The organism is Actinoplanes subtropicus (assembly GCF_000721705.1).
GTDB lineage: Bacteria > Actinomycetota > Actinomycetes > Mycobacteriales > Micromonosporaceae > Actinoplanes > Actinoplanes subtropicus.
The window spans coordinates 1-23,914 of sequence record NZ_JOJL01000059.1; the positions used below are offsets into that span (position 1 = coordinate 1).

A 23,914-nucleotide genomic window follows, 5' to 3' on the forward strand; every position below is an offset into this window, starting at 1 on the left:
AACGCCCGGTCTCATTCCGAACCCGGAAGCTAAGCCCTCCAGCGCCGATGGTACTGCACTCGGGAGGGTGTGGGAGAGTAGGACGCCGCCGGACTCAACCTGACGAAAGCCCGCCCCGAATCGGGGCGGGCTTTCGTGCTTTCTACGGCTTGCGGGCCACGCCGGCCCAGATGTTGCTGTGGGCGCGTTCCGGGGTGCGGTCGTCGCCGGAGCGCCACTCCGCCACCGGGACGATGCCGGGGTCGACCAGGTCCAGGCCGGCGAAGAACCGGGCCACCTCGGACTGGCTGCGGAAGCGGAAGTCGACCTTGTGCGCGGCGTTGGTCGCGTTGGCGGCGTCGACCTGCTCCTGCGGCCAGAAGTCGCCGGTGGCGTGGGAGATCACCAGGTAGCTGCCGGACGGCATGGCGTCGACGATCGACCGGATCGCCGGGTAGGCGATGTCGTCGTCGGTGACCAGGTGCAGCACGGCGATCAGCATGACGGCGACCGGCTGGGTGAGGTCGAGCGTGTCGGTCAGCTCGGAGGCCTTGAGGATCGCCTCCGGGTTGCGGACGTCGGCCTCGATGTACGCAGTGCGGCCCGCGGCGGAGCTGGTCAGCAGCGCGCGGGCGTGCACCAGGACCAGCGGGTCGTTGTCGGTGTAGACGACCCGCGACTCGGGCGCTATCCCCTGGGCGACCTGGTGTGTGTTGTTGGCAGTAGGCAGGCCGGTGCCGATGTCGAGGAACTGGCGGATGCCGGCGTCGGCGGCCAGGAACCGCACGGCCCGGCCGAGGAAGAGACGGTTCATCCGGGCCGTGAGCCGGATCGACGGCACTCGTTTCTCGAGATCGTCGCCGTACGCCCGGTCGGCCTCGAAGTTGTCCTTACCGCCCAGCCAATAGTCGTAGACCCGGGCGACATGCGCCTTGGTGGTGTCGAGACCGGCAAGGCTCCTCGGCTCATCCATGGTGAGCTCCGATCGCTAGACGCGCCACAGTAGACCCGGCGAAGGACACCACCATAGCCCCCGGCCGGGCGACCCGGCCGTCGGCCTATCGGTCGTGACCTGGGAATTCAGTCGGATTCGGCGCGGCCCTGGCGCCAGTAACCCATAAAGGCGACAGAACGCCGGTCGACGCCACAATCGGTCACCAGATGGCGGCGTAGCGTCTTGATGACGGCGGCCTCGCCGGCCAGCCAGGCGTAGAAGCGGCTGACGTCGGTGGGCTCGGGGACCTCCCAGAGGATCCCGGCGTCGACGTCGACGTCCTCCAGATCGTCGGACGAGGGGGCGCCGGACGAGGGGGCGCCGGACGAGGGGGCGCCGGACGAGGGGGCGCCGGACGAGAGGGCGCCGGCCGGGGTGGGGGCCTGGTCGCCGAGCAGCCGGCGGACCGCGGCGTGCGTCGCCGGGATGAGCCTCTCACCGTGGGCGGCGCCGTTTCTGGCGAGCCAGGTCACGCGTACACCCGCCGGGAATTTGATCTTAAGAGCGTCCGCGTCGGTGGGGACCTCCAGCAGGGCCTCGCCGCGGGTGCCCGAGGGGAGGCCGGCGAGGATCGAGGAGATGGCCGGGACCGCGGTCTCGTCGCCGCCGAGCAGGATGCGCTCGGTGTGGGGCGGCGGACGGAAGTCGATGCCGCCGTGGGTGCCGTCGTGTTCGGCGTTCGGGCCCATCAGGCGGGCGGTCGAGCCCGGCACGGCCGCGGCGGCCCAGCGGGAAGCCGGGCCGTGGGTGCCGTGCAGCACCATGTCGATGTCGACCTCGCGCCGGTCGGGGCGGACCGCTCGGACGGTGTAGGTGCGGATCGGGTTACGCCGGTCGCCGGGCAGGTCGCGCCACCGGGCGTACCAGTCGGGGCCGGTCGGCAGGTGGTCGTGGCCGCCGTCCGGCAGCGGGGGGATCAGCTTGATCCGCTGGTCGAAGCCGTTGTCGGCGAAGTGGTGCAGGTCGTCGCCGGTGAACGTGACGCGCACGAAGCTCGGGCTGAGCCGCCGCACCTCGCGGACGGTCGTGGCGAAGAACCGCCACGGCGGGGGTGCGGTCGTGGTCACCGGATCCTCCTAGGTCAGCAGCAAAGGCATGCCTAACCTAACCTAGGAGCCCGGGCCCCGCGAGTAGTGGGTCAGGAACTGCAGCAGCGGCCGCAGGTCGGCGGGGATCGCCGGGTCGGCGACGGTGCCCTGCCAGCGCCGGCCGCCGCGCTCGATCATCAGGTCGTAGCTCATCAGGTCGGCGCCCGCGGGCAGGCCGGGGTGGGCCCCACCGAGGCGGGACAGGTCGATCGTGGAGACCAGTTGCACGAGCCGGGCGGCGTCGGCCGGCGGCATGGTCGCGGAGTCGAGCCGGACGTGCACCGGGCGGCCGGCGAAACCGCCGGTCCGGCGCAGCTCGGCGCGGACGTGCTCGGACATGGCAACCTCCCATGTTTCCCGTGTGTCACGGCCGGGACCGACGTGTCGCCGGCGGCTTGTGCGGGTAAACAGGAATTATGGCTATTCCGGTAGCCGCGCCCGGCGAGGCGGTGGTCGGCACCGCCTGCTGGTCGTGCGGAACGCAGCTCTACAAGACGGTACCCCGCCGTCGCCGCGGGTCCGGACACGTGCTCTGGACCTGCGACGACTGCGGGGTGCTCTGGTCGGAACCCGCTGTCCCCTACTTGACGCCCACCTCACGGAACGCCGCGCGTACGGTCTGAGCGGCGTTGCGGCCCACCTTGCCGTCGCGGGCGAGGATGCGCGCCTGCTCGGCGCAGACGTAGGCGCAGTCGGTGAACTGCGCGTTCGGCCAGAGATTGACCAGCGTGTCGAACCAGACCCGGGCGGCCGGGAAGGTGCCCAGCTCGATCGCGGTCAGGTAGAACGCCCGGTTGATGATGCCCGAGTTCACGTGCGGGTCGCCGCCGGCCACGTACCCGGACATGTCCGCGGCCTGCGGGTCCTTGCCGAGGATCGGGTTGTCGTAGGCGGTGCCCGGGTGTGACATCGAGCGGATCGCCTCGCCGTACAGCTGCTCCGCCATGACCTCCTCGCCGATCAGCCAGTTGTGCTCGCCGGCGTCCACCTTGTGCACCATCTGGTCCACGCAGGAGCCGAAGATGTCGGAGAACGCCTCGTTCATCGCGCCCGGCTGATCGGTGTAGGTGAGCCCCGCCGTGTACTGCGTGACGCCGTGGGTCAGCTCGTGCGCGCAGACGTCGACGTCCTTGGTGAAATCGGTGAAAATCGTCTCGTCGCCGTTGCCGAACACCATCTGGGTGCCGTCCCAGAACGCGTTGTCGTACTGGTCGCCGAAATTGACGTTCCCGAGCAGCGTGAGGCCGGCATTGTCGATGGAGTCGCGCCCGAGAACGTCGCGGTAGAAGTCCCGGGTGGCGCCCAATCCGTCATAGGCGGCGTTCGCGTTCGCCTGCGCGACCGCGACGTCCCCCTCGCCGCGAACCAGGGTCACGCCCGTGTTCCATTGGTGCTCGTCGTCGTAGATCTGCCGGTCGCCCTTGCCCGGCCGGGGCGGCGTCAGCGCGGCGAAACTCGCCGTGGCGGCGCCGCGGCGGGCCTGCCGCTGCGCCTGGGAGGCGAGTGCCGTGCGCTGCGCGGGCTCCGGGTCGATGCCGAGTTGGCGTGCATTCTTCGCAATGTGGTCGATGATGTGCGCGGGAACGTAGAAACAGACCGGACCTGACATGAGTTCTGCCCCTCGCCGAAGGAATTGATCTGCCCACATTTCGCCGCGCGGGGCTATTCGTCTGTCGATTCTTGTACAAAACCCGGTGTAAATTCTTGAACAACGACCTATATCGTACGAGGAAAGGCCGTACCCGACCGCACAGCGGCCGTTCTCCGCCTCCGGCGGCCGGCGCACGCGAGGCGCTGCCGTCCCCCGGCGTATGCCGCGACCGCCGGGCTGACCTGCCGCGTCACCCTCGCGTCCGCTCCCGGGCAGCGCGGGTCCTCTGTGGTCGCTCGTCGCCGCACGCCCCGGTCGGCGAGTGCTCTCCTACGCGGTTGGTTGGAGTGCTCGTTGTCGGGCGGCGGGACGCTGGCGCTGGCGCGGTTGGTTGGAGTGCTCGTTGTCGGTGGTGGCGGGGCTGGTTGGGGCACTCGTTGTCGGATGGCGGCACGGCGCCGGCGCGGCTCGTCGGGGCGCCCGTTGTCGGGCGGCGGCGGGGCGCTGGCGGGGCTGGTCGGAGCTCGTTGTCGGGCCGTGCCGGGTGCTGCGGACGGCGATGTCAGAGGAGTGGCGGCTCGGGGAGTTCGGCGAGCCAGTCGGCGACCGCGGTGCGGAAGTCCGGGTCGACCGGGACGGCCGGGTCGTGCAGGGCGCGTTGCCAGGCGAGGGCCTTGGAGACCCGGGTGACGCGGCAGGCCAGCGAGGCCGCGCGGCGCAGGTCGGTCAGCGGGGCGAGGTCGGTCCACGCTTCGAGGTAGGCGTCGCGGAGGCGGGACAGCTCGGGGGCGCCGGGGTCGAGCTCGAGCAGATAGGCCGCGAAGCCGATCGCGACCAGCAGCGAGCCGAACGGGTGGGCCACGCTGGAGTCGCCCCAGTCGAAGAACAGGAAGCCCCCGCCGGCCGGGAAGACGTTGGCGTCGGTCAGATCGTCGTGCTGGAGGGTGGCGGGTATGCCGCCGGCGGCCAGCTCGGTGCACCAGTCGGCGAAGTCGGGGACGACCTTTTCCACGGCGGCCCGCCGGTCGGTGCCCAGGTCGGCTTGGATCCGCGGGTCGGCGAGCAGGGCGGTGAGGCGGGCGGGGAGGTGCTGGGGGCGGTGATCGGGGACGCCCAGGGTCAGCATCTCGGGGGCGTGCGCTGCCAGGTCGCGCTGGAGGGCGGCGTAGGACTGCAGCATGGCGGTCCAGGTCGGGAGCAGCCGATCCTTGGCGACCAGCGCACGCAGGGTGGGCCCGGCGTCGGCGGTGAGCAGCCAGCCCCGGGACGCGTCGACGGCCAGGGGCGCGAGCACGTGCCCGGGCGCCCAGGCGGCCAGCGACGCGGCGAGGCCGGCCTCGTAGGCGCACCGCGGAGTGTTGGCCTTGAACCAGGCGACGCCCGCCGTCGTGGGCACCCGATGGGTCACCGACCACGGCCGCATCCGCGCCTCCTCGATCGGGCCCGTCGGCGGGGTGCCGCGTTCGGAGAGTCGCTCGCTCGCCCAGGCGTGCGCGGACGCCTGCCATCGCGGATCGTCCCACGCGTTGGCCCGCACCGTCGTCTCCATAGCCCGCCACGATAGGGCCGCCCCCGCCCGCCCCGCCCCCGATTTTCTCGGCGACCCGGACGCACGCCGGGGAGTGGGTGGTTTGCGGCTCGAGTTGCAGCTCCGCCCGCAGCGGGCGGCACGGGGCCGGGACGGCAGCCAGGTCGCCTGGTGAGGCGGGACCGGACCGACCCGTACGGCCAAGGCTGCTGGAGGGAAACGCCCAGAGTGACCGGTGACGTGGTGTTCGCGCTGGTCTGACCACGATCGGGGTCGATGTTTCCGGGGGATCTCCGGCAGATGGTGGACAGGTGATTGGCGGGCATCTATCGTGAGCGATACCGCGGCAATCGAAGCGCTTCGACACCGACTTTGAACAAGACCCGAAACCTCGCTGAAAATCGAGGAGAATCGCTCATGCGAAGGCGTTTCCTGCCGGTTCTGGCGGCCGCTCTGCTGCTCACTCCGGCCATTCCGGGCGTCGCGCAGGCGGACCCGGGCTATCCGTTCCGTGATCCGCGTCTGCCGCTGCAAGCGCGCGTCGACGACCTGGTCGGGCGGCTCACGCTGGACGAGAAGATCTCGCTGCTGCACCAGTATCAGCCGGCCATTCCGCGGCTGGGGATCAGCCTTTTCAAGGCCGGCACCGAGGCGCTGCACGGCGTGGCCTGGTCGAACGACATCGACAACGGCAGCGCGGTGGTGCAGGCCGACGGCACCTCCTTCGCCCAGCCGGTCGGGCTGGCGAGCACATGGGACACCGGCCTGATCACGCGGGTCGGCTCGGCGGTGGGCGACGAGGCGCGCGGTTTCCACGCGAAGAACCCGCGGGTCTTCGGGCTGAACCTGTGGGCGCCGGTGGTGAACCTGCTGCGGGACCCGCGCTGGGGGCGCAACGAGGAGGGCTACTCCGAGGACCCGCTGCTCACCGGCGCGATCTCGACGGCCTACGGCAGCGGGCTGGAGGGCGGCGACCCCGACCACCTCAAGGCCGCCCCGACGCTGAAGCACTACCTGGCCTACAACAACGAGGCCGGCCGGGACGTGACCTCGTCGAACGTGCCGAACCGGGTGCTCAACGAGTACGACCGGGCGGCGTTCCAGCCGGCGATCGGTGCGAACGCGGCGACCGGCGTGATGGCCTCCTACAACCTGACCAACGGCCGTCCGAACACGGTGAACCCGGACCTGGCGACGCTCGAGCGGAGTTGGAGCAGATACCCGCTCTTCAACGTCACCGACGCCTCGGCGCCCACCAACCTGACCGGCTCGGAGAAGTACTACGCGACCCAGGCCGAGGCCGACGCCGCGGTGATCAAGGCGGGACTCAACTCGTTCACCGTGGACGACGCCAACGGGACGCCGACCGTCACAGCTATCAAGCAGGCGCTCGACCAGGGGCTGCTCACCGTGCACGACATCGACGTGGCGGCCGGGAACGCGCTGAGCATCCGTTTCCGGCTCGGCGAGTTCGACCCGGACGGCGGCAGGTACGGGAAGATCGGGCCGGACGTGATCAACAGCCCGGCCAACCAGCGGCTCGCCCGGCAGACGGCCGACGAGGCGATGGTCTTGCTGAAGAATGCCGGCAACGCGCTGCCGCTGAGGCCGGGCGGCAAGGTCGCGGTGGTCGGGCCGCTTGCGAACACCCTCTACAGCGACTGGTACGGCGGGAAGCTGCCCTACCAGGTGACCGCCGTCGACGGGATCAAGGAGCACGCCGGCAGCGTGGTCAGCTCGACCGGCTCGGACCGGATCGCCCTCAAGGACGTCGCCACCGGCAGGTACGTGACCGCGACCGGCACCACCGACGCGGACGCCGTCGCCGTGACCGCCGACAGCGCGACCACGGCCGCGCAGTTCGACGCGGACGACTGGGGCCAGGGCGTGCTCACCCTCAAGAACGCCTCGAACGGCAAATACCTCGGCTACAACTGGGGGCCCTTCGTCACCCGGGACGACCAGCCCAACGGCTGGTTCGTGCAGCAGCAGTTCAAGCTCGAGGCCCAGCCGGACGGGACCTTCGCCATCCGGTACGCGGGATACGAGACGCAGGAGAGCTGGTTCGGGCCCAACCGCTATCTGACGGTCGGCGCCGACGGCAAGCTCGCGCTGGGCTCGCCGGACGCCGCGGGCGCCGCCAAATTCAGCAAGGAGGTGCTGCGCAGCGGCATCGACGAGGCGGTCGCCGCGGCGAAGTCGGCCGACACCGCCGTGCTGGTGGTGGGCAGCCAGCCCTTCATCAACGGCCGGGAGGCGCACGACCGCACCACGATGGCGCTCGGCGCCGGCCAGGAGGCCCTGGTCAAGGCGGTGCGAGCGGTCAACCCGCACACGATCGTGGTGCTGCAGACCAGTTACCCGGACACGATCACCTGGGAGCAGCAGCACGTGCCGGGCATCGTATGGACCACGCACGCGGGGGCGGAGACCGGGCACGCGATCGCGGACGTGCTCTACGGCGACAACAACCCGGCCGGGCGGCTCTCGCAGACCTGGTACCGCAGCGACAGCCAGCTGCCGGCCGACCTGCTCGACTACGACATCATCAGCTCGAACCAGACCTATCTCTACAGCAGGCAGACGCCGCTCTACCCGTTCGGCTACGGCCTGTCGTACACGTCCTTCGCCTACGGCAAGCCCGTGCTGGGCAACGGCCGGGTCACCTTCACCGTGACCAACACCGGCAAGCGGGACGGCGACGAGGTGGTGCAGCTCTACACCCACCAGCGCACCTCGCGGGACAAGGCGGCGGTCAAGCAGCTGCGCGGCTTCGACCGGGTGCACCTGAAGGCGGGCCAGACCAGGCTCGTCAGCCTGCCGCTGACCGCGGGCGACCTCAGGCACTGGGACGTCACCCGCGGCCGGTGGGTGGTGGAGAGTTCGGTGTACGACGTGATGATCGGCTCTTCGTCGTCGGACATCCGGCGGTCGATCGCCTGGACCGTGCGCGGCGAGACCATCCCGGCGCGGGACCTGTCGAGGGTCACGCGGGCGGAGAACTTCGACGCCTACTCGTCGGCGGTCAAGCTGGTCGACGAGTCGAAGGCGGCGGGCACGGCCGTGGGCTCGTCGGCGGCCGGGGACTGGATCGCCTTCAAGGACGCCGACCTGCGCGGGTCCTCGTTCAGCGCGGGCGTCGCGGCGCTTTCCGCCTCCAAGATCGAAATTCGCCTGGACTCGCCGACCGGCAAGCTGCTCGGCACGGCCGCGGTGCCGGCGACCGGGGACGTCTATCGGTACGCGACCACCACCGCCGCGCTGTCCTCGGTCCCTCGAGGCGGCCACCACGACGTCTATCTCGTCTTCGGCGGCGCGCTGCGCGTGTCCACATTCTCCATTCGGTGAGAGGGGAACCCGCCCGCCCGCCTGGTCAGCGGGCGGGCGGGTCACCGACCCTGCCACCCGTGAGGGAGCCCGCATGAAGTTCCGCCGCATCCTGCTCGTCCTTGCCTTGACGCTCGCCGGCCTGGTGACCATCGCCGGGCCGTCCGTCGCGGCGCCGGGGCACCGCGTGACGTACGACAGATACTCCTTGATGCTCGACGGGCGACGCATCGTTCTTTCGGCAGCCGAGTTTCACTACTTCCGGCTCCCCTCGCCCGGCCTCTGGAAGGACATCCTGGAGAAGGAGAAGGCGGCCGGCTTCACCGCGATCTCGGTCTACTTCAACTGGGCGTTCCACTCGCCGGCGCCCGGGAAGTACGACTTCACCGGCGTCCGCGACGTCGACCGGCTCCTGCGTACGGCCGAGGAAGTCGGTCTTTACGTGATCGCCCGGCCGGGGCCCTACATCAACGCCGAGACCAGCGGCGGCGGCTTCCCGGCGTGGCTCAAGACGGTGCCGGGGCGGGCGCGCAGCAGCGATCCCGGCTACACGGCGGCCTATCACGACTGGCTCGCGCACATCAATCCGATCCTGGCCCGGCATCAGGTGACCCGGGGCGGCTCGGTGGTGCTCTACAACGTCGAGAACGAGTATCAGGTGAACACGGACGCGGCGTACATGCGGGACCTGCAGGACACCGCGCGGGCCGACGGGATCGACGTGCCGATCACGACCAACGACTGCTGCGACGCCGGCTCCTGGTCGTCGACGTGGGGCTCGGGGCCGGGCGCGGTGCAGATGCCGGGCGTGGACGACTATCCGCAGTCGTTCGAATGCCAGAACGCTGCCAGCACGTGGGGGCCGTGGGGCGCGGGCGTGACCGAGCGGGTGCGCGACGACGCCCCGGTTTTCGCGGCCGAATATCAGGCCGGCGCGATCGACTCGAACAACGCCGGATACGACGCCTGCCGGGAGCTGACCGGTGTCCAGTACACCAAATACTTCCAGAAGGGGAACGTCGTGCTCAGCGGGGCGACGGCGGTCAACTATTACCTGGGGTTCGGCGGGACGAACTGGGGCTGGCTCGGGCAGCCGAACGACGTCTACACCTCCTACGACTACGGCGCGGCCATCGACGAGGCGCGGCAGTTGACGCCGAAGTACTTCGAGTACAAGCGGCAGAACTACTTCCTGCGGGCGGTGCCGCCGCTGGCCAGGACGGATCCCTCGGCCGCGCCGGTCGCCGCGGGCCTGGAAACTGCTTCACGAACCAACCCCGATGTGGGTACGCAGTTCGTCCTGGTCCGGAACGGGTCCACGGCGCCGGTCTCGTCGACGCTTTCGTGGAACGGGTATTCGTTGCCGCTCACGCTCCCGGGGCACGACGCGAAGATTCTGGTCGGCGGGTTCGACCTGGGCGGGCAGCGGCTCGTGGTGTCGACGTCGGAGTTGCTGACCACGGCGTACGTCGATCGGGATGTCGCGGTCTTCTACGGTTCTCCCGGGACGCCGGGGAGCACGGTGCTGCGGTATTCCTCCGAGCCGGCGGTCAAGGTGCTTTCCGGGACGGTGGCATCGTCGTACGTGAATGGTGATTTGCGGCTGGACTACACCCATCAGGGGCTGGCCCGAGTGCTGATCAGTGGGGGCGGGCGTCGGCCGTTGCTGCTGCTGATCGGGACGGATGACACGGCCGGGTCGTTCTGGCGGGCGGATACCGCGGACGGGCCGATTCTGGTGCGGGGGACGTCGTTGCTGCGGTCGGCGGCGGTTTCCCGCGGAACGGTCTCGCTGCGGGCGGATACCGCGTCGGCCGGTGATGTCGAGGTGTTCGCGCGGGCCGGACGGATGGTGGTCAACGGCGAGCCGGTGGCGACGCGTACATCGGGAAGTGGGTCTTTGATCGGCAGTTTGCCGGGCCCGCATGCGGTCGCTTTACCCGTTTTGGCCGGCTGGCGGCAGCGGAGTGAGGCGCCGGAGGCCCGGCCCGGGTTCGACGACTCGCGGTGGACCGTGGCCGACCGGACCAGCAGCCTGAGCACCTTCCAGCCGCTCACCCAGCCGGTGCTGTTCAGCGACGAGTACGGGTATCACGCGGGCAGCGTCTGGTATCGCGGCCGGTTCACCGCTACCGGCAGTGAGACGACCGTGTCACTCAACGCGATCACCGGCAAGCGCGGGGACTACCTGGTGTGGCTGAACGGCCGGTATCTCGGGAGCGCGGCCGGGGGCGTCGAGGCCGACTCGGACGCGCCGGCCAACCCGTCGCCGGGAGCCGGGAAGTTCACCATCCCGGCCGGGCTGGTCAAGCCGGGGACGACGGCGGTGCTGTCGGTGCTCGTGCAGAACATGGGCAACAACGACGACTGGACCGCCGAGGACAGCCGGTTCCGGCAGCCGCGCGGGCTGGTCGGGGCGGCGGTCGACGGCGTACCGGCGATCTCCTGGAGGATCCAGGGGCAGGCGGCGGCCGACCCGGTCCGGGGCGGCCTCAACAACGGTGGCCTCTACGGCGAACGCAACGGCTGGACGCTGCCGGGCTACCCGGACCGCTCCTGGCCGCCGGCGTCGCTCTCGGTGCCGGCCGGGGTGAGCTGGCTGCGGACCGGCTTCGCGCTCGACCTGCCGCGCGGGCAGGACACGTCGGTCACTCTGCGCTTCGCCGGGGCGATTCCGCAGGGTTACCGCGAGCAGGTCTTCCTCAACGGATGGAACCTCGCCGAGTACGGCGCGGCGATCGGCCCGCAGACCTCGTTCGTGCTGCCCGCCGGGCTCCTCCACCAGAACGGCCGGAACACCCTCGCGATCGCCGTGATCGCCGAGCGGCCGTCGACGGTGGCCGTCCCCCGGCTGGCGGTGGCCGGGACGCAGCGCGGAGGAGTGGTGGTACGTGACCTGCCGTCTTGATCAACAGGGTAGTTAGGATTCTTGGCAAGGGGCGCATGATGGATCACGACGGGGTCACGTGGGGAGGGCGGATGCCGACGATCAACGACGTCGCCCGGGCCGCCGGGGTGTCGGCGAGCACGGTGTCGTACGTGCTGAGCGGCCGGCGCCCGATCTCCGCGCAGACCCGGGCCCGAGTCCAGGCGGCCATCGCCGAGCTCGGCTTCCACCCGCACGCCGGCGCCCGGGCGCTGGCGAGCAGCAAGACCAACGTCGTGGCGCTCGTGGTGCCGCTGCGGGTGGACGTCAACGTGCCGGTCATCATGCAGTTCGCCACCGCGGTGGTGACCGCGGCCCGCACGCACAACCACGACGTGCTGCTGCTGACCAAGGACGAGGGCACCGCCGGCCTCGAACGGGTGGCCCACTCGACGATGGTCGACGCGCTGATCGTGATGGACGTCGAGAAGAACGACATGCGCATCCCGGCACTGCGCCGGCTCAAGCAGCCGACCGTGCTGATCGGGCTGCCCGACGACCCGGACGGCATAGTCTGCGTCGACCTCGACTTCGCGGCGGCCGCCAAGGAGGCGCTGCGGCACCTGGCGTGGCACGGCCACCGCAAGGTCGCGCTGGTCGGTCCGTCGCCGGCGGTCTACCGCCGCGGCACGAGCTATGCGGACCGCTTCCTGGCCGGCTTCACGGCGGCGTCGGCCGAGTTCGGGCTGGAGACGATGACGCATCCGTGCGAGCCGGCCCAGGCCGGGGTACGCGCCTGCCTGGCCGACATCGACGCCCAGCTCGACGGGGTGACCGCACTGGTGGTGCACAACGAGGAGGCGCTGCGGCCGCTGCTCGACCAGTTGCGGGCGGCCGGACGGCGGGTGCCGGAGGACATCTCGGTGGTGGCGGTCTGCCCTCGGGATGTGGCGTTGGCGATGCCGATCCCGCTGACGTCGGTGGACATACCGTCGCATGACGTGGGCGGGCTGGCGGTCGAGACGGTGATGAAGCTGCTCGACGGGCGGCATACCGAGCCGGTTCGGTTGCTGCCGCCGACGCTGGTGGAGCGGGAGAGTTGCGCGGGGCCGGCGGGGGCGCGGTAGGGCCACTCCACGCGGCGCCTGTGGACGACGCCGCCTCTGTGGACAGCGGCGCTGATTTTGTCGGACCCACCTGCTTTACTTGGCCCCACCCAGTGCCGGGGCGGGGGTGGACTGTGGCCGCGGCGGTGGAGATCGCGAGCGTTGCCTCGGGTCGATTCGGCCGGGCGCGCCAATCGGGTTCGGGACGCCGGCCGGGGCCGCCGTGGCGTGAGCGTCGTAGGTTGGTGTCGTGGGTCGGGAGCAGGTCCGCGCGTCGATCGTCCGGGCGGCAATGCCACTCGTCAGCCAGTACGAAGCCCTGACCACTGCCCGGATCGCTGAGGCCGCGGGCGTCGATGAGGCCGCTCTTCTTGCCGTTTTCGAGGACAAGGATGCCGTCGTTCGGGCCTGCATGGAGGCGGTGCGGGAGGCGATCGCGGCGGCGTTCGATCCGGGTGAGGCGTTGGAGCGGCTGGATGCGGTGGCCGTGGATCAGCCGCTGGCCGCGCGCTTGGTCGCGGTCGTTGACATCATGGACGACTACTACGGCCGAGCCCGTGCCCGCCTCGACGACGTCCAGCAGATGACGAGCCCAGGCGGGTCCGCGGCGCGCCCGCGGGGCCGTGAGGATCTCCGAGTGCTCGGTAGGCTGCCCGAGATCCGGCAGGCCGTGGTTCGCCTGCTCGAGCCGGACCGGGATCGGTTGCGCCTGCCGCCCGAGGTGCTCGCGGAGGCGTTCCTCGGCATGTCGCACGGCGCGGCGAGAGCCCCGGGCCCGGGACGCTCGCCGTGGCCGGCCGGGCGGCTCGTCGATCTGTTCCTGCACGGCGCCTGGTCCGACGGCTGACGGCGGCGCGCGATCGCCGGTAGGCAAGCGCGTGGTTCGCGGCGGGAGTGCCTGCGGTCAAGTGGGTTGTGTGGCAGTCACGCGGGGGCGGGCGGGGCGCTCGCGCGGTGCGGATGTGGCGCTGGCGTTCGGAGCGCGCATGAAGTTCTCAAGATCGCGGGCCGGAGCGGCGAGGGTGTGGCACAGGCGTTCGGAATGGGTGCGAACGCTTCAAGATCTCGGGCCGCGATCCTCTTGGCGGCGTGCGGCGGGGTGACTGGGCAGCGGGAGCGCTGGGAGCAGGGAAGCGCTGGGGGCTGGGAGCGCTGGGGGCTGGGGAGCGGGCGGCAGGGGAGCGCTGGGGCTGGGGAGCGCTGGGGCGGCTGGGGATCGCTGGGGGCTGGGGAGCGCTTGAGGCTGGGTGGCGGGAATGGGAGCGCATGGCGGCGGGGCTGGGGAGCGCGGGTTGCGGGGAGTGGGTGGCTGGGGAGCGCGGGTTGCGGGGAGTGGGTGGCTGGGGAGCGGGGCTGGGCGGCTGGCGGTAACGGCTGAGGGGCGGCTCGGCTGATCGACGGGTGGCTCTGTGGCGAGGTCACGAAGGCTGTGCCGGGGCGGCGTCAAGCTCCGGCGCCCAGGATCGGATCGTTGCGAAATCCTTTCGTCACACCGTTGACATGGGTGCGCGCCGAGCCCTAGCGTCACCGGAAAGTCCCGCGTCGAAGCGCTTCGACGATCGAGTGTCGAAGCGCTTCGACGGAGCCCACCCGGAGGACGGCATGTTCAGGACACGAGCCGGCGCTGCCGCCGGTGCATTTTTGCTGGCCACGTCACTCGCGCTGACCGCATGCAGCGGTTCGGGGTCGGATGACAAGAACAGTGGCAGCGACGCCAAGACGCTGACCCTGTGGCACTACGAGGGGCCGACCAGCGCCATGGGCATCGCCTGGAACAAGGCGATCGATATCTTCAAGCAGAAGCACCCGGGCGTGACGGTGAAGTTCGAGGAGAAGTCCTTCGAGCAGATCCAGCAGAACGCCCAGATGATCCTCAACTCGGACAGCGCGCCCGACATCATGGAGTACAACAAGGGCAACGCGACCGCCGGCCTGCTGTCCAAGCAGGGCCTGCTCACCGACCTGAGCGACCAGGCGACCCAGCGCGGCTGGGACAAGAAGCTGAGCAACAGCCTGCAGACCACGGCCAAGTACGACGACAACGGCATCATGGGCTCGGGCAAGTGGTTCGGCGTCCCGAACTACGGCGAATACGTCATGGTCTATTACAACCAGGACATGTTCAAGAAGTACAACCTGCAGGTCCCGGCCACCCTGGACGACTTCACCAAGGTGATGGACGCGTTCAAGGCCAAGGGCATCACCCCGCTGAGCGTCGGCGGCGCCGAGTACCCGGCCCAGCAGATCTTCTACGAGCTGGCGCTGTCCAAGGCCGACCGCTCCTTCGTGGACGACTACCAGCTGTACAAGAACAAGGTCGACTTCCACGGGCCGCAGCTGACGTACGGCGCGCAGACCTTCAGCGACTGGGTCAGCAAGGGGTACATCGCCAAGAACTCGGCCGGGATCAAGGCCGAGGACATGGGCGTCGCGTGGGAGCAGGGCAAGTTCCCGATCCTGATCTCGGGCAGCTGGTGGTACGGCCGGTTCGCCAGCGAGGTGAAGAACTTCCAGTGGGGCACGTTCCTCTTCCCGGGCAACAGCCTGCACCCGGGCTCGAGCGGCAACATCTGGGTGGTCCCGGAGAAGAGCAAGGCCAAGAGCCTCGCGTACGACTTCATCGACATCACCATGTCGCCGGAGATCCAGAACCTGCTGGGCAACTCGGGCGGTGTCCCGGTGGCGGCCGACGCCTCGGCGATCACCGACGCGAAGAACAAGGAACTGATCGACAACTTCAACAAGATCTCCTCGCAGGACGGCCTGGCGTTCTACCCGGACTGGCCGGCCCCCGGCTACTACGACGTGCTGGTCGCCGGCGTGCAGGGCCTGATCAACGGCTCGAAGACCCCGGCCGCGTTCCTCGACGAGATCGCCAAGCCGTACAACCAGAACCTCACCGACATCGGCAAGTAAGCCGGCCGGACCGGGGGCGGCGGAAGGCCGCCGCCCCCGGGGTGGTACACGCGAAGAGAAGGGACGTGAACCCACATGGCCGGCAAGAGGACGAGCCGGGGCGGCGGTTACGCGGTCTACCTGATCCCGGGGGTCGTCGCCTCCCTGGCGATCATCGTGGTCCCGCTGGTCATGACGGTCTGCACGAGCTTCACCAAGTGGAACGGCGTGGGCGAGCAGAAGTGGATCGGTTTCGACAACTACACCCGGCTGTTCCACGACGAGCTGTTCTGGCAGTCGTTCGGGCACATCATCCTGCTGATCCTGGCCATGGCGGTGGTGCCGACGCTGCTCGGCCTGCTGCTGGCGGCGGTGCTGTTCGACTACGTGGCCAAGCACTTCGGCAACCGCTGGGCGTCGCTGTTCCGCTCCGGGTTCTACCTTCCGCAGGTCATTCCGGTGGCCGTGACCGGCATCATGTGGGGCTGGATCCTGCATCCGGACTACGGCGCGCTCAACAAGATCCTGGATTCGATCGGGCTCTCCGGGCTGGCGAAGAACTGGCTGGGCGACGAGAACTACGCGCTCTACAGCGTCATGTTCATCATGATCTGGTTCCAGCTGGGCTACCCGATCGTGATGTTCATGTCCGGGCTGCAGCGGATCGACCCCGCGCTCTACGAGGCCGCGGACCTGGACGGGGCCACCTGGTGGCAGCGCTTCCGCAAGATCACCGTCTATCTGATCCGGCCGGAGTTCTACGTCGTCCTGGTGACCACCACGATCGCGGCGCTGAAGATCTTCGGGCCGATCTTCGTGCTCACCCGGGGCGGGCCGAGCAACTCGACGATCGTGCCGTCGTACTTCGCGTACAAGAATTTCTTCGAAAAAGCCCAGGTGGGGTACGGGTCGGCCATCTCGACCGTGCTGACCGTGCTGATCGTCCTGCTGGCGATCGTGTTCCTGCGCCTGCAGAACCGGGCCGAGAAGGCCGGTGCCTGAGATGACCGTTACCGCATCTCCGCCCCAGGCGCCGGCGACGCGCGAAACCCCCGAGGCCGCCGAGCGCCGCAACCCGGTGCGATTCGCGATCCTGATCGCCCTGCTCGTACTCCTGCTGCTCGTGGTCGCGCCGCTGCTCGTGGTGCTGCTCAACGCGGTCAAGAGCCCGTCCGACTACGCGAGTCACGGCCCGCTCGCCCTGCCCAGCCACCTCTACTGGGACGGCATCGTCACCTTCTGGAACCGGGTGAACTTCGGCCAGAAGCTCTGGAACAGCTTCCTCTCCAGCATCGTGGTGGCCGTGCTCGGCGTCGTGCTGAGCATCCTCAACTCGTACGCGCTGGGCATCGGGAAGGTGAAGGGCCGGGTCTGGTTCCTGGTCTTCTTCCTGGTCGCCAACCTGCTCCCGCAGGAGGTGCTGGTCTACCCGCTGTACTACCTGTCCAAGCAGATCGGGCTGTACGACAACCTGATCTCGATCGTCATCATCTTCACCGTCATCCAGAGCGCGTTCGGCACGTACCTGCTGACCTCGGTGTACGCCGAGTTCCCGACCGAGCTGCTGGACGCCGCCTCCGTCGATGGCGCCGGGAAGTGGCGGACCCTGTGGCGCGTCGTCGTGCCGGTCAGCCGGCCCACCCTCGGCGTGCTGTTCACCTTCTTCTTCATCTGGACCTGGAACGAGTTCTTCCTTCCGCTGGTCTTCCTGGTCTCGAACGACAACCAGACGGTGCCGGTCGCCCTGAGCGTGCTGCAGGGGGACCGCTTGATGGACGCCACCACGACCAGCGCCTCGGCGCTGCTCGGCATCCTGCCCGCGATGCTCTTCTTCGTGATCTTCCAGCGGACGCTCACTCGCGGCATCACTGCCGGCGCCATCAAGTAAAGGACGCACATGAAGTTCACCGACGGCTACTGGCACAAGCGCGAGGGGTTCGCGGTGCTGCACCCGGCGCAGCTGCACGAGACCGAGCCGGACGGGGCGACGCTGACCGCGTACGCCACCGCGAAGAAGGTGCGCAGCCGCAGCGACACCCTGGACGCGCCGATCATCACGATCCGGTGCGAGGCGCCCGCGCCGGACGTCATCCGGGTGACGATCGGGCATTTCCTCGGCGGCGTCGCCAAGGGGCCGAATTTCGCGCTGAACCGGGAGGAGCACCCGGTCACGGTCACCGAGCACGAGATCACGTCGGGCTCCCTGACGGCCCGCTTCCGGCCGGGCGAGGAGTGGGGACTGGACTTCCTGGCCGACGGGCGGCGCCTGACCGGCAGCGGGTGGAAGGGCATGGGGATCGTCGATACCGCGGACGGTGCCCACTACGTACACGAGCAATTGGATCTGGGGGTCGGCGAAGCCGTCTACGGCCTGGGGGAGCGGTTCGGGCCGTTGGTCAAGAACGGCCAGAGCATCGACATCTGGAACGAGGACGGCGGTACGAGCAGCGAGCAGGCCTACAAGAACGTCCCGTTCTACCTGACCAACGGCGGGTACGGGGTGCTGGTCGACCACCCGGGGCGGGTGTCCTTCGAGGTGGCCAGCGAGATGGTGTCGCGTACCCAGTTCAGCGTCGCCGGGCAGACCCTGTCCTACCTGGTCATCTACGGCCCCACCCCGGCCGACGTGCTGCGCAGGTACACCGCGCTGACCGGCCGGGCGGCCCTCCCGCCCGCCTGGTCCTTCGGGCTGTGGCTGACCACGTCCTTCACCACGCCGTACGACGAGGAGACGGTCACCCAGTTCGTCGACGGGATGGCGGCGCGCGACCTGCCGCTGAGCGTCTTCCACTTCGACACGTTCTGGATGCGCGAGTTCCACTGGTGCGACTTCGAGTGGGACCCGCGGATCTTCCCGGACCCGGCGGGCATGCTCAAGCGGCTGTCCGAGCGAGGGCTGCGTACCTGCCTGTGGATCAACCCGTACATCGCGCAAAGGTCGGCGATGTTCGAGGAGGGGAGGGCCAACGGGTATCTGGTGACCCACGCGAACGGCGACGTCTGGCAGTGGGACCGGTGGCAGGCCGGGATGGGCCTGGTCGACTTCACCAACCCGGCCGCCCGCGCCTGGTACGCGGACAAGCTGCGGAACCTCGTCGACATGGGGGTGGACGCGTTCAAGTCGGATTTCGGCGAGCGCATCCCCACCGACGTGGTCTGGCACGACGGCTCCGACCCGGAGCGGATGCACAACTACTACACCCAGCTGTACAACAAGACCGTCTTCGACGTGCTGCGGGAGGCGCGCGGCGAGGGCGAGGCGGTGCTGTTCGCCCGGTCGGCGACGGTCGGCGGGCAGCAGTTCCCGGTGCACTGGGGCGGGGACAATTCCGCCACGTACGCATCGATGGCGGAGAGCCTGCGCGGCGGGCTGTCCCTGATGTCCTCGGGGTTCGGCTTCTGGAGCCACGACATCGGCGGCTTCGAGGGCCGGCCGGACCCCGCGGTGTTCAAGCGGTGGATCGCGTTCGGGCTGCTGTCGTCGCACAGCCGGCTGCACGGCAACCACTCGTACCGGGTGCCGTGGCTGTTCGACGACGAGTCGGTCGAGGTGCTGCGCAAGTTCACCCACCTCAAGTACGCGCTGATGCCCTACCTGTACGGCGCCGCCCGCCAGGCGCACGAGGACGGGCTGCCGGTCATGCGGCCGATGGTCGTCGGTTTCCCCGGGGACCCGGCCGTCACCCACCTCGACCGGCAGTACCTCCTCGGCGGGGACCTGCTCGTCGCCCCGGTGATGAGCGAGGCGGGCGAGGTCAGTTACTACGTGCCGGCCGGGCGGTGGACGCACTACCTGACCGGCGAGGTGGTCGAGGGGCCGGGCTGGGTCACCGAGACGCACGGCTTCGACAGCGCGCCGATCCTGGTGCGGCCGGGCGCGGTGCTGCCGATCGGCAACCGGACCGACCGGCCGGACTACGACTACCGCGACGGGATCACGTTGCGGCTGTACGAGCCGGCGGATGGCGCCACGACGGTGGCGGTGGGGGAGAGCACGTTCACGGTGACCCGGGACGGCACGGCGATCCGGGTGGACCGGGACGGCGCGGCCCTGCCCTGGCGCGTCGAGATCGCCGGCGGCGCCTCGGCCGACCTCCCGGCGGACGTGGCGGTCTGGATGGCCGGGTAGGAGCTTCCGAAGTGGCGGCGCAGAGCCGGATGCCGTCTCATCCAGCCCCGGCATCCGGCTCTGTCGCCGGTCCCGGGCGGGCGTGCTCGATCCCGTCGAGCAGCAGGGACAGGCCGTAGTGGTAGGACTCCTCGGCCTCCTGATCGGGAGAGCGCCGGTAGCCGCCCGCCTTCCAGATCCGGGTCATGGTGGGGAAGCGCGTTCCGTCGAACCATTCCCACAGCTCCGCGCGGCTGAGCCACCAGGTGTCGTTGGATTCGCCGGTCGCGCGGCGTAGGAGCTCGGCTTCGGCGTCCCGGTGGGCGGCGGCCGTGACGAATCCGGCGATCACCGTGGCGGCCGTGCTCAGCCGTTCCAGCGGCAGGCCGGTCTGCGTCACGACGGACAGCACATACTCGCTCTCGGCGATCGTGCCCGGCCCGATCGGCGGCCTCATCCGCGAGACCTGGGCCAGCCAGGGATGCGACCGGTAGACCGCCCGGGTGCGCTCGCCGAACAGCTCGACCTGTGCCCGCCAGCCCCGCGGCCGCGCCTCGCCCGGCCCGGGGAGTGCCCGGTCGAGCAGCGCCTGGTCCACCATCAGGTCGAGCAGGTCCGAGCGGGACTTCACGTACGTGTAGAGCGTCATCGTGCCCACGTCCAGTGTGGTGGCGAGCCGGCCCATGGACGCGGCGGCCAGCCCCTCGGCGTCGGCGAGCCGGATGGCGGCGCTCACCACCGCGTCGACGCTGAGCCGGGCCGGCCGGCCCGTCGCCGCCCGTCTTCCGCCTTTGCCGTGCCGCCACAGCAGCGGCAGGATCCGGGCCGGATCGCTTCTCCCACTGAACTCCGTCACAGTTCTCGTATACCATACGGGAACAGTTTCCGTATGGTATACGAGAAGGGTGTGCCGATGAAGATCCTGGTCACTGGAGCAACCGGAAACATCGGCCGGCTCGTCGTCGACGAGTTGCTCGCGCTCGGCGCCACGGACGTCCGCGCGCTGACCGTCGATCCGGCCAGGGCCGCGCTGCCGCCGTCGGTCGAGGTGGCCCGCGGCTACCTGGGCGAACCGCGGACGCTGCCGGCCGCGTTCGCCGGAGTGGACCGGATGTACCTGGCGCCGCTGCTCACGACGGTGCGGGAAGCGACCCGGCTCGCGGCCGAGGCCGGCGTGCGGCACATCGTCGACCTGGCCGGCGCGCCCGGCTCGTCGTGGCCGCCGATCGAGCGGGCCGTCGAGGACTGCGGCGTGCCCTGGACCCACCTCGAGGCCGGGGAGTTCATGACCAACGCGGCGATCTGGGCGCCCCAGATCCGCGCGGGTGACGTGGTACGCGACGCCTATCCGGAGGAGGCCAACCCGATGATCGCACCCGCCGACATCGCCGCCGTCGCCGCGCGTGTCCTCCTCGATGGCGTCGCCCACCAGGGCCGGGCCTATCCGCTCACCGGCCCGCAATCGCTGACCCGGCGCGAGCGGATCACCCGGATCGGGCAGGCGCTGGGCCGCTCCCTGACCGTCGAGACGACCGGCCCCGACCAGGCCGTGGCCGACCTTGCGCCGGTCATGGGCACGCACGCCGAGTGGTACCTCTCCGGAATCGCCGCCTCGGCCGCCGCCGGGCCGAGGCCCCCGACGACGACCGTGGCCGACGTGACCGGGCGCGAAGGAACCACGTTTCTGCGGTGGGCAGAGGACAACGCCGCCCTGTTCCGCTGAGTACGCAAGTCCTGCGGGCGGGATCACTCTCGTTCTGTCGTACCCCCGAAATAGGATCCCTGCATGGCACCGACCCTGGACCTGTTCGTGCCCGGTGTCGTCTACCTCGACATCATCTTCACCGGGCTGCGCGATCTGCCGCGCCCGGGCACCGAGGTGTGGGCGACCGGGCTCGGGTCGTGCCCCGGCGGCGTGGCCAACCTGGCCGTCGCGGCGGCGCGGCTCGGCTTGCGGACCGGGTTGGGGACGGCGCTGGCCACGGATGCGTATGGGGATTTCTGCGCGCAGACGCTGTGCGACCAGGAGAAGATCGACCTGTCCGCGTCGACGCGGATCGACGGGCATTCGCCGGTGACCGTGTCGCTGGCGTACGACCGGGACCGCAGCATGGTCACCCACTCGCATCCGCCGCCGCTGAACGCGTCCGGGCTGGTCGGGGCGCTGCCGGCGGCCCGGGCCGCGTCGGTGAGCCTCAGCAAGGACGAGTTGCCCTGGGTGCGGCGGGCCCGCGAGTCGGGGACGCTGGTCTTCGCCGACGTCGGCTGGGACGACACCGACGAGTGGCCGGCCGAGGCCCTCGCGATGCTGTCCGACTGCCACGCGTTCCTGCCGAACGCGGTCGAGGCCATGCGCTACACCCGGGCGTCCTCTCCGGAGGAGGCGGCCGGCCGGCTCGCCGGGCTGGTCCCGGTCGTGGTGGTGACCTGCGGGTCGGACGGCGCGATCGCGATCGACTCGGCCACCGGCGAGCTGGTGCACGCGCCGGCCGTGCCGGTGGCGGCGCTCGACCCGACCGGGGCGGGCGACGTCTTCATGGCCGGGTTCATCCTGGGCACGCTCGAGGGGTGGCCGCTCGGGCAGCGGCTCGCCTTCGCCAACCTGATCGCGTCGCTGTCGGTGCAGCACTTCGGCGGATCGCTGTCGGCGCCGGGCTGGGGCGACATCGCCGACTGGCGGCGGCTGTCGGCGGACCCGGGGTATGCGTTCCTCGACGACGTGATCCCGAGCGGCGAGCAGCGCACCGTGCGCCGGGCGACGGCCACGATCGCGCGGCTCTCCGATGCGCAGGACCATGGCTGAGGGGCGGCGGCTCACCATCCTCGGGGGTGGGGGATTCCGGGTTCCGCTCGTCCACGGGCAGCTGCTCGGGCCGGGCAGCCCGATCTCGTCGGTCGTTCTCCACGACGTCTCCGCGGCTCGGCTGGCGGCCATTTCGCGGGTGCTCGCCGCGCAGGCCGGCGGCGGCGTCGCGCCCGAGGTTCTCGTCACGACGGATCTGACCGAGGCATTGACCGGGGCCGACTTCGTGTTCAGCGCCATCCGGGTGCACGGGCTCGCCGGCCGGGTCATCGACGAGCGGGTGGCGCTGAACGAGGGCGTGCTCGGGCAGGAAACGGTGGGGGCCGGCGGAATCGCGTACGGTCTGCGGACCCTGCCGGTCGCCGACGCGATCGCCCGCCGGATAGCGCTCGTGGCGCCGCGGGCGTGGGTCATCAACTTCACGAATCCGGCCGGGCTGGTCACCGAGGCGATGGCGGCGCATCTGGGGGAGCGGGTCATCGGCATTTGCGATTCGCCGTCGGGGCTCGGGCGGCGGGTCCTGCGGGCGCTGGGGGTCTCGTCGGGGCGGCTCGACTACGCGGGACTCAATCATTTGGGGTGGCTGTCCGGCGTACACGCGAATGGGGTTGATCTGCTTCCCCGCTTGCTGGCCTCCGACGAGGGTCTTTCGTCGTTTGAGGAGGGCCGCCTTTTCGGGGCGGAGAAACTGCGCGCGCTGGGGGCCGTGCCCAACGAATACCTGCATTATTACTACGAAACCCCTTCGCTGGTACGGGCGGAGTTGAGCGCCGCCGAGACGCGTGGCGAGTTTCTGCTCCGGCAACAGGACGAGTGCTATGCCGAGCTAGCTCGGGCAACCGATCCGTTGGCGACGTGGACGGGGACGTTGCGGCAGCGGGATGCGACGTACATGGCGCTCGAGGGGCTCGGGGAGCGGGATGACGCGGAGGGCGGCGGATATGAGACGGTGGCTCTGGAATTGATGACGGCCATCGCCACGGATACGCCGGCGGAACTGATTCTGAATGTGCGCAATCGGGGGACGATCGCCTTTTTGGACGACGACGCGGTGGTGGAGGTGCCCTGCCGGGTCGACGGGTCGGGGGCGCATCCGTATCCGGGGGCGACGATTCCGGCGCACGGGGTCGACCTGGTGCGGCGGGTCAAAGCGGTCGAACGCGGGATGCTCGAGGCGGCGTCGACCGGGTCGCGGGCGGTGGCGGTGCGGGCGATGGCGTGCCACCCATTGGTCGATTCGGTGCCGATCGCGCGCCGGCTGGTCGCCGAGTATCAGCGACAGTTGCCCGAGCTCGACTACCTGCGCTGAGCGGGCGGGTTCTTCGCCGCGATCCGGTCCACCGCCTGCTTGGCCTCGAGCAGGCTCGCGCCGGTGTGCTTGCGGTAGGCGCGGACGGCCTCGATCGTCCGGCCGTCGGCCAGATGCCGGGCGACCTCTGTCTCCTCCGGAGCGGCGATGCCGAGGTGGTCCATCACCAGGTCGAGCCGTTGCCGGACGGCCGTCAGCTGGGCGGCCGAGCTGCGCCGCTCCTGAAACCAGGCCCCGGCGGCGGCCGCGACCGCGCCGATCGTGGCGATGACCAGCAAAGTCACTTCGAACGGACTCATTGCCCCATCGAACCAGCCCCG

The 23,914-nt window shown here is 70.1% G+C and carries 18 protein-coding genes and 1 rRNA gene; 12 read left to right on the forward strand and 7 right to left on the reverse strand.

Annotation, left to right across the window (positions count from 1 at the left end; all coding sequences use genetic code 11):
- Window positions 1-94, forward strand: a 5S ribosomal RNA gene (gene rrf, locus IH26_RS56860); the annotation flags it as partial.
- A 48-nt stretch (window positions 95-142) separates the two neighbouring features.
- Here rrf and IH26_RS0149205 read toward each other — a convergent pair.
- The 5 genes from IH26_RS0149205 to IH26_RS0149225 all read right to left on the reverse strand — a co-directional run bounded on the left by IH26_RS0149205 (window position 143) and on the right by IH26_RS0149225 (window position 5,201).
- Window positions 143-952, reverse strand: coding sequence for an SAM-dependent methyltransferase (locus IH26_RS0149205; RefSeq protein ID WP_030443233.1), 810 nt, complete (start codon window positions 950-952; stop codon window positions 143-145).
- 107 nt (window positions 953-1,059) lie between these two features.
- Complete coding sequence (locus tag IH26_RS0149210; protein ID WP_030443234.1) at window positions 1,060-2,040, reverse strand: siderophore-interacting protein; 981 nt, start codon at window positions 2,038-2,040, stop codon at window positions 1,060-1,062.
- 42 nt (window positions 2,041-2,082) lie between these two features.
- Complete coding sequence (locus IH26_RS0149215; protein WP_030443235.1) at window positions 2,083-2,400, reverse strand: protealysin inhibitor emfourin; 318 nt, start codon at window positions 2,398-2,400, stop codon at window positions 2,083-2,085.
- Between the two features lie 241 nt (window positions 2,401-2,641).
- Complete coding sequence (locus IH26_RS0149220; RefSeq protein WP_034217879.1) at window positions 2,642-3,670, reverse strand: M4 family metallopeptidase; 1,029 nt, start codon at window positions 3,668-3,670, stop codon at window positions 2,642-2,644.
- Window positions 3,671-4,214: 544 nt separating this feature from the next.
- A complete protein-coding gene (locus IH26_RS0149225) occupies window positions 4,215-5,201 on the reverse strand; it encodes a phosphotransferase family protein (RefSeq protein WP_030443237.1) in 987 nt (328 codons plus the stop codon).
- Window positions 5,202-5,597: 396 nt separating this feature from the next.
- Here IH26_RS0149225 and IH26_RS0149230 point away from each other — a divergent pair, with 396 nt between their 5' ends.
- The 8 genes from IH26_RS0149230 (at window position 5,598) to yicI (ending at window position 19,503) form a co-directional block, all read left to right on the forward strand.
- Window positions 5,598-8,528 carry a glycoside hydrolase family 3 protein gene (locus IH26_RS0149230; RefSeq protein ID WP_030443238.1) on the forward strand — a complete coding sequence of 977 codons (2,931 nt, stop codon included), beginning with the start codon at window positions 5,598-5,600 and terminating at the stop codon, window positions 8,526-8,528.
- 73 nt (window positions 8,529-8,601) lie between these two features.
- Window positions 8,602-11,415, forward strand: a complete 2,814-nt coding sequence (locus IH26_RS0149235; protein ID WP_030443239.1) for a beta-galactosidase — start codon at window positions 8,602-8,604, stop codon at window positions 11,413-11,415.
- Window positions 11,416-11,486: 71 nt separating this feature from the next.
- Complete coding sequence (locus tag IH26_RS0149240) at window positions 11,487-12,500, forward strand: LacI family DNA-binding transcriptional regulator (protein ID WP_030443240.1); 1,014 nt, start codon at window positions 11,487-11,489, stop codon at window positions 12,498-12,500.
- A 229-nt stretch (window positions 12,501-12,729) separates the two neighbouring features.
- Window positions 12,730-13,326, forward strand: coding sequence for a TetR/AcrR family transcriptional regulator (locus IH26_RS0149245; protein ID WP_051809940.1), 597 nt, complete (start codon window positions 12,730-12,732; stop codon window positions 13,324-13,326).
- 755 nt (window positions 13,327-14,081) lie between these two features.
- The gene (locus IH26_RS0149250) at window positions 14,082-15,395 is read left to right on the forward strand and encodes an ABC transporter substrate-binding protein (RefSeq protein ID WP_030443242.1); all 1,314 of its coding nucleotides are present in this window, start codon (window positions 14,082-14,084) and stop codon (window positions 15,393-15,395) included.
- 75 nt (window positions 15,396-15,470) lie between these two features.
- The gene (locus tag IH26_RS0149255; protein ID WP_030443243.1) at window positions 15,471-16,376 is read left to right on the forward strand and encodes a carbohydrate ABC transporter permease; all 906 of its coding nucleotides are present in this window, start codon (window positions 15,471-15,473) and stop codon (window positions 16,374-16,376) included.
- A gap of 1 nt (window position 16,377) precedes the next feature.
- A complete protein-coding gene (locus tag IH26_RS0149260) occupies window positions 16,378-17,262 on the forward strand; it encodes a carbohydrate ABC transporter permease (RefSeq protein ID WP_030443244.1) in 885 nt (294 codons plus the stop codon).
- Window positions 17,263-17,271: 9 nt separating this feature from the next.
- Window positions 17,272-19,503: an alpha-xylosidase gene (gene yicI, locus IH26_RS0149265; RefSeq protein WP_030443245.1), complete on the forward strand. Its 2,232-nt coding sequence runs from the start codon at window positions 17,272-17,274 to the stop codon at window positions 19,501-19,503.
- Between the two features lie 37 nt (window positions 19,504-19,540).
- Here the strand turns inward: yicI and IH26_RS0149270 are convergent, their stop codons facing one another.
- Complete coding sequence (locus IH26_RS0149270) at window positions 19,541-20,338, reverse strand: TetR/AcrR family transcriptional regulator (protein ID WP_030443246.1); 798 nt, start codon at window positions 20,336-20,338, stop codon at window positions 19,541-19,543.
- 57 nt (window positions 20,339-20,395) lie between these two features.
- Between IH26_RS0149270 and IH26_RS0149275 the strand changes: the two genes are divergently transcribed.
- From IH26_RS0149275 to IH26_RS0149285, 3 genes are all read left to right on the forward strand, one after another.
- Complete coding sequence (locus tag IH26_RS0149275; protein WP_030443247.1) at window positions 20,396-21,205, forward strand: SDR family oxidoreductase; 810 nt, start codon at window positions 20,396-20,398, stop codon at window positions 21,203-21,205.
- A gap of 63 nt (window positions 21,206-21,268) precedes the next feature.
- Entirely contained in the window at window positions 21,269-22,285 is a 1,017-nt protein-coding gene (locus tag IH26_RS0149280) for a carbohydrate kinase family protein (protein ID WP_030443248.1), read from the forward strand.
- Window positions 22,278-23,594, forward strand: coding sequence for a 6-phospho-beta-glucosidase (locus tag IH26_RS0149285; RefSeq protein WP_030443249.1), 1,317 nt, complete (start codon window positions 22,278-22,280; stop codon window positions 23,592-23,594). Before IH26_RS0149280 ends, IH26_RS0149285 begins: the two co-directional genes overlap by 8 nt.
- Here the strand turns inward: IH26_RS0149285 and IH26_RS54975 are convergent.
- Window positions 23,582-23,893, reverse strand: coding sequence for a hypothetical protein (locus IH26_RS54975; RefSeq protein ID WP_034217881.1), 312 nt, complete (start codon window positions 23,891-23,893; stop codon window positions 23,582-23,584). The two genes, IH26_RS0149285 and IH26_RS54975, sit on opposite strands and share 13 nt — an antisense overlap.
- Window positions 23,894-23,914 lie beyond the last annotated feature (21 nt).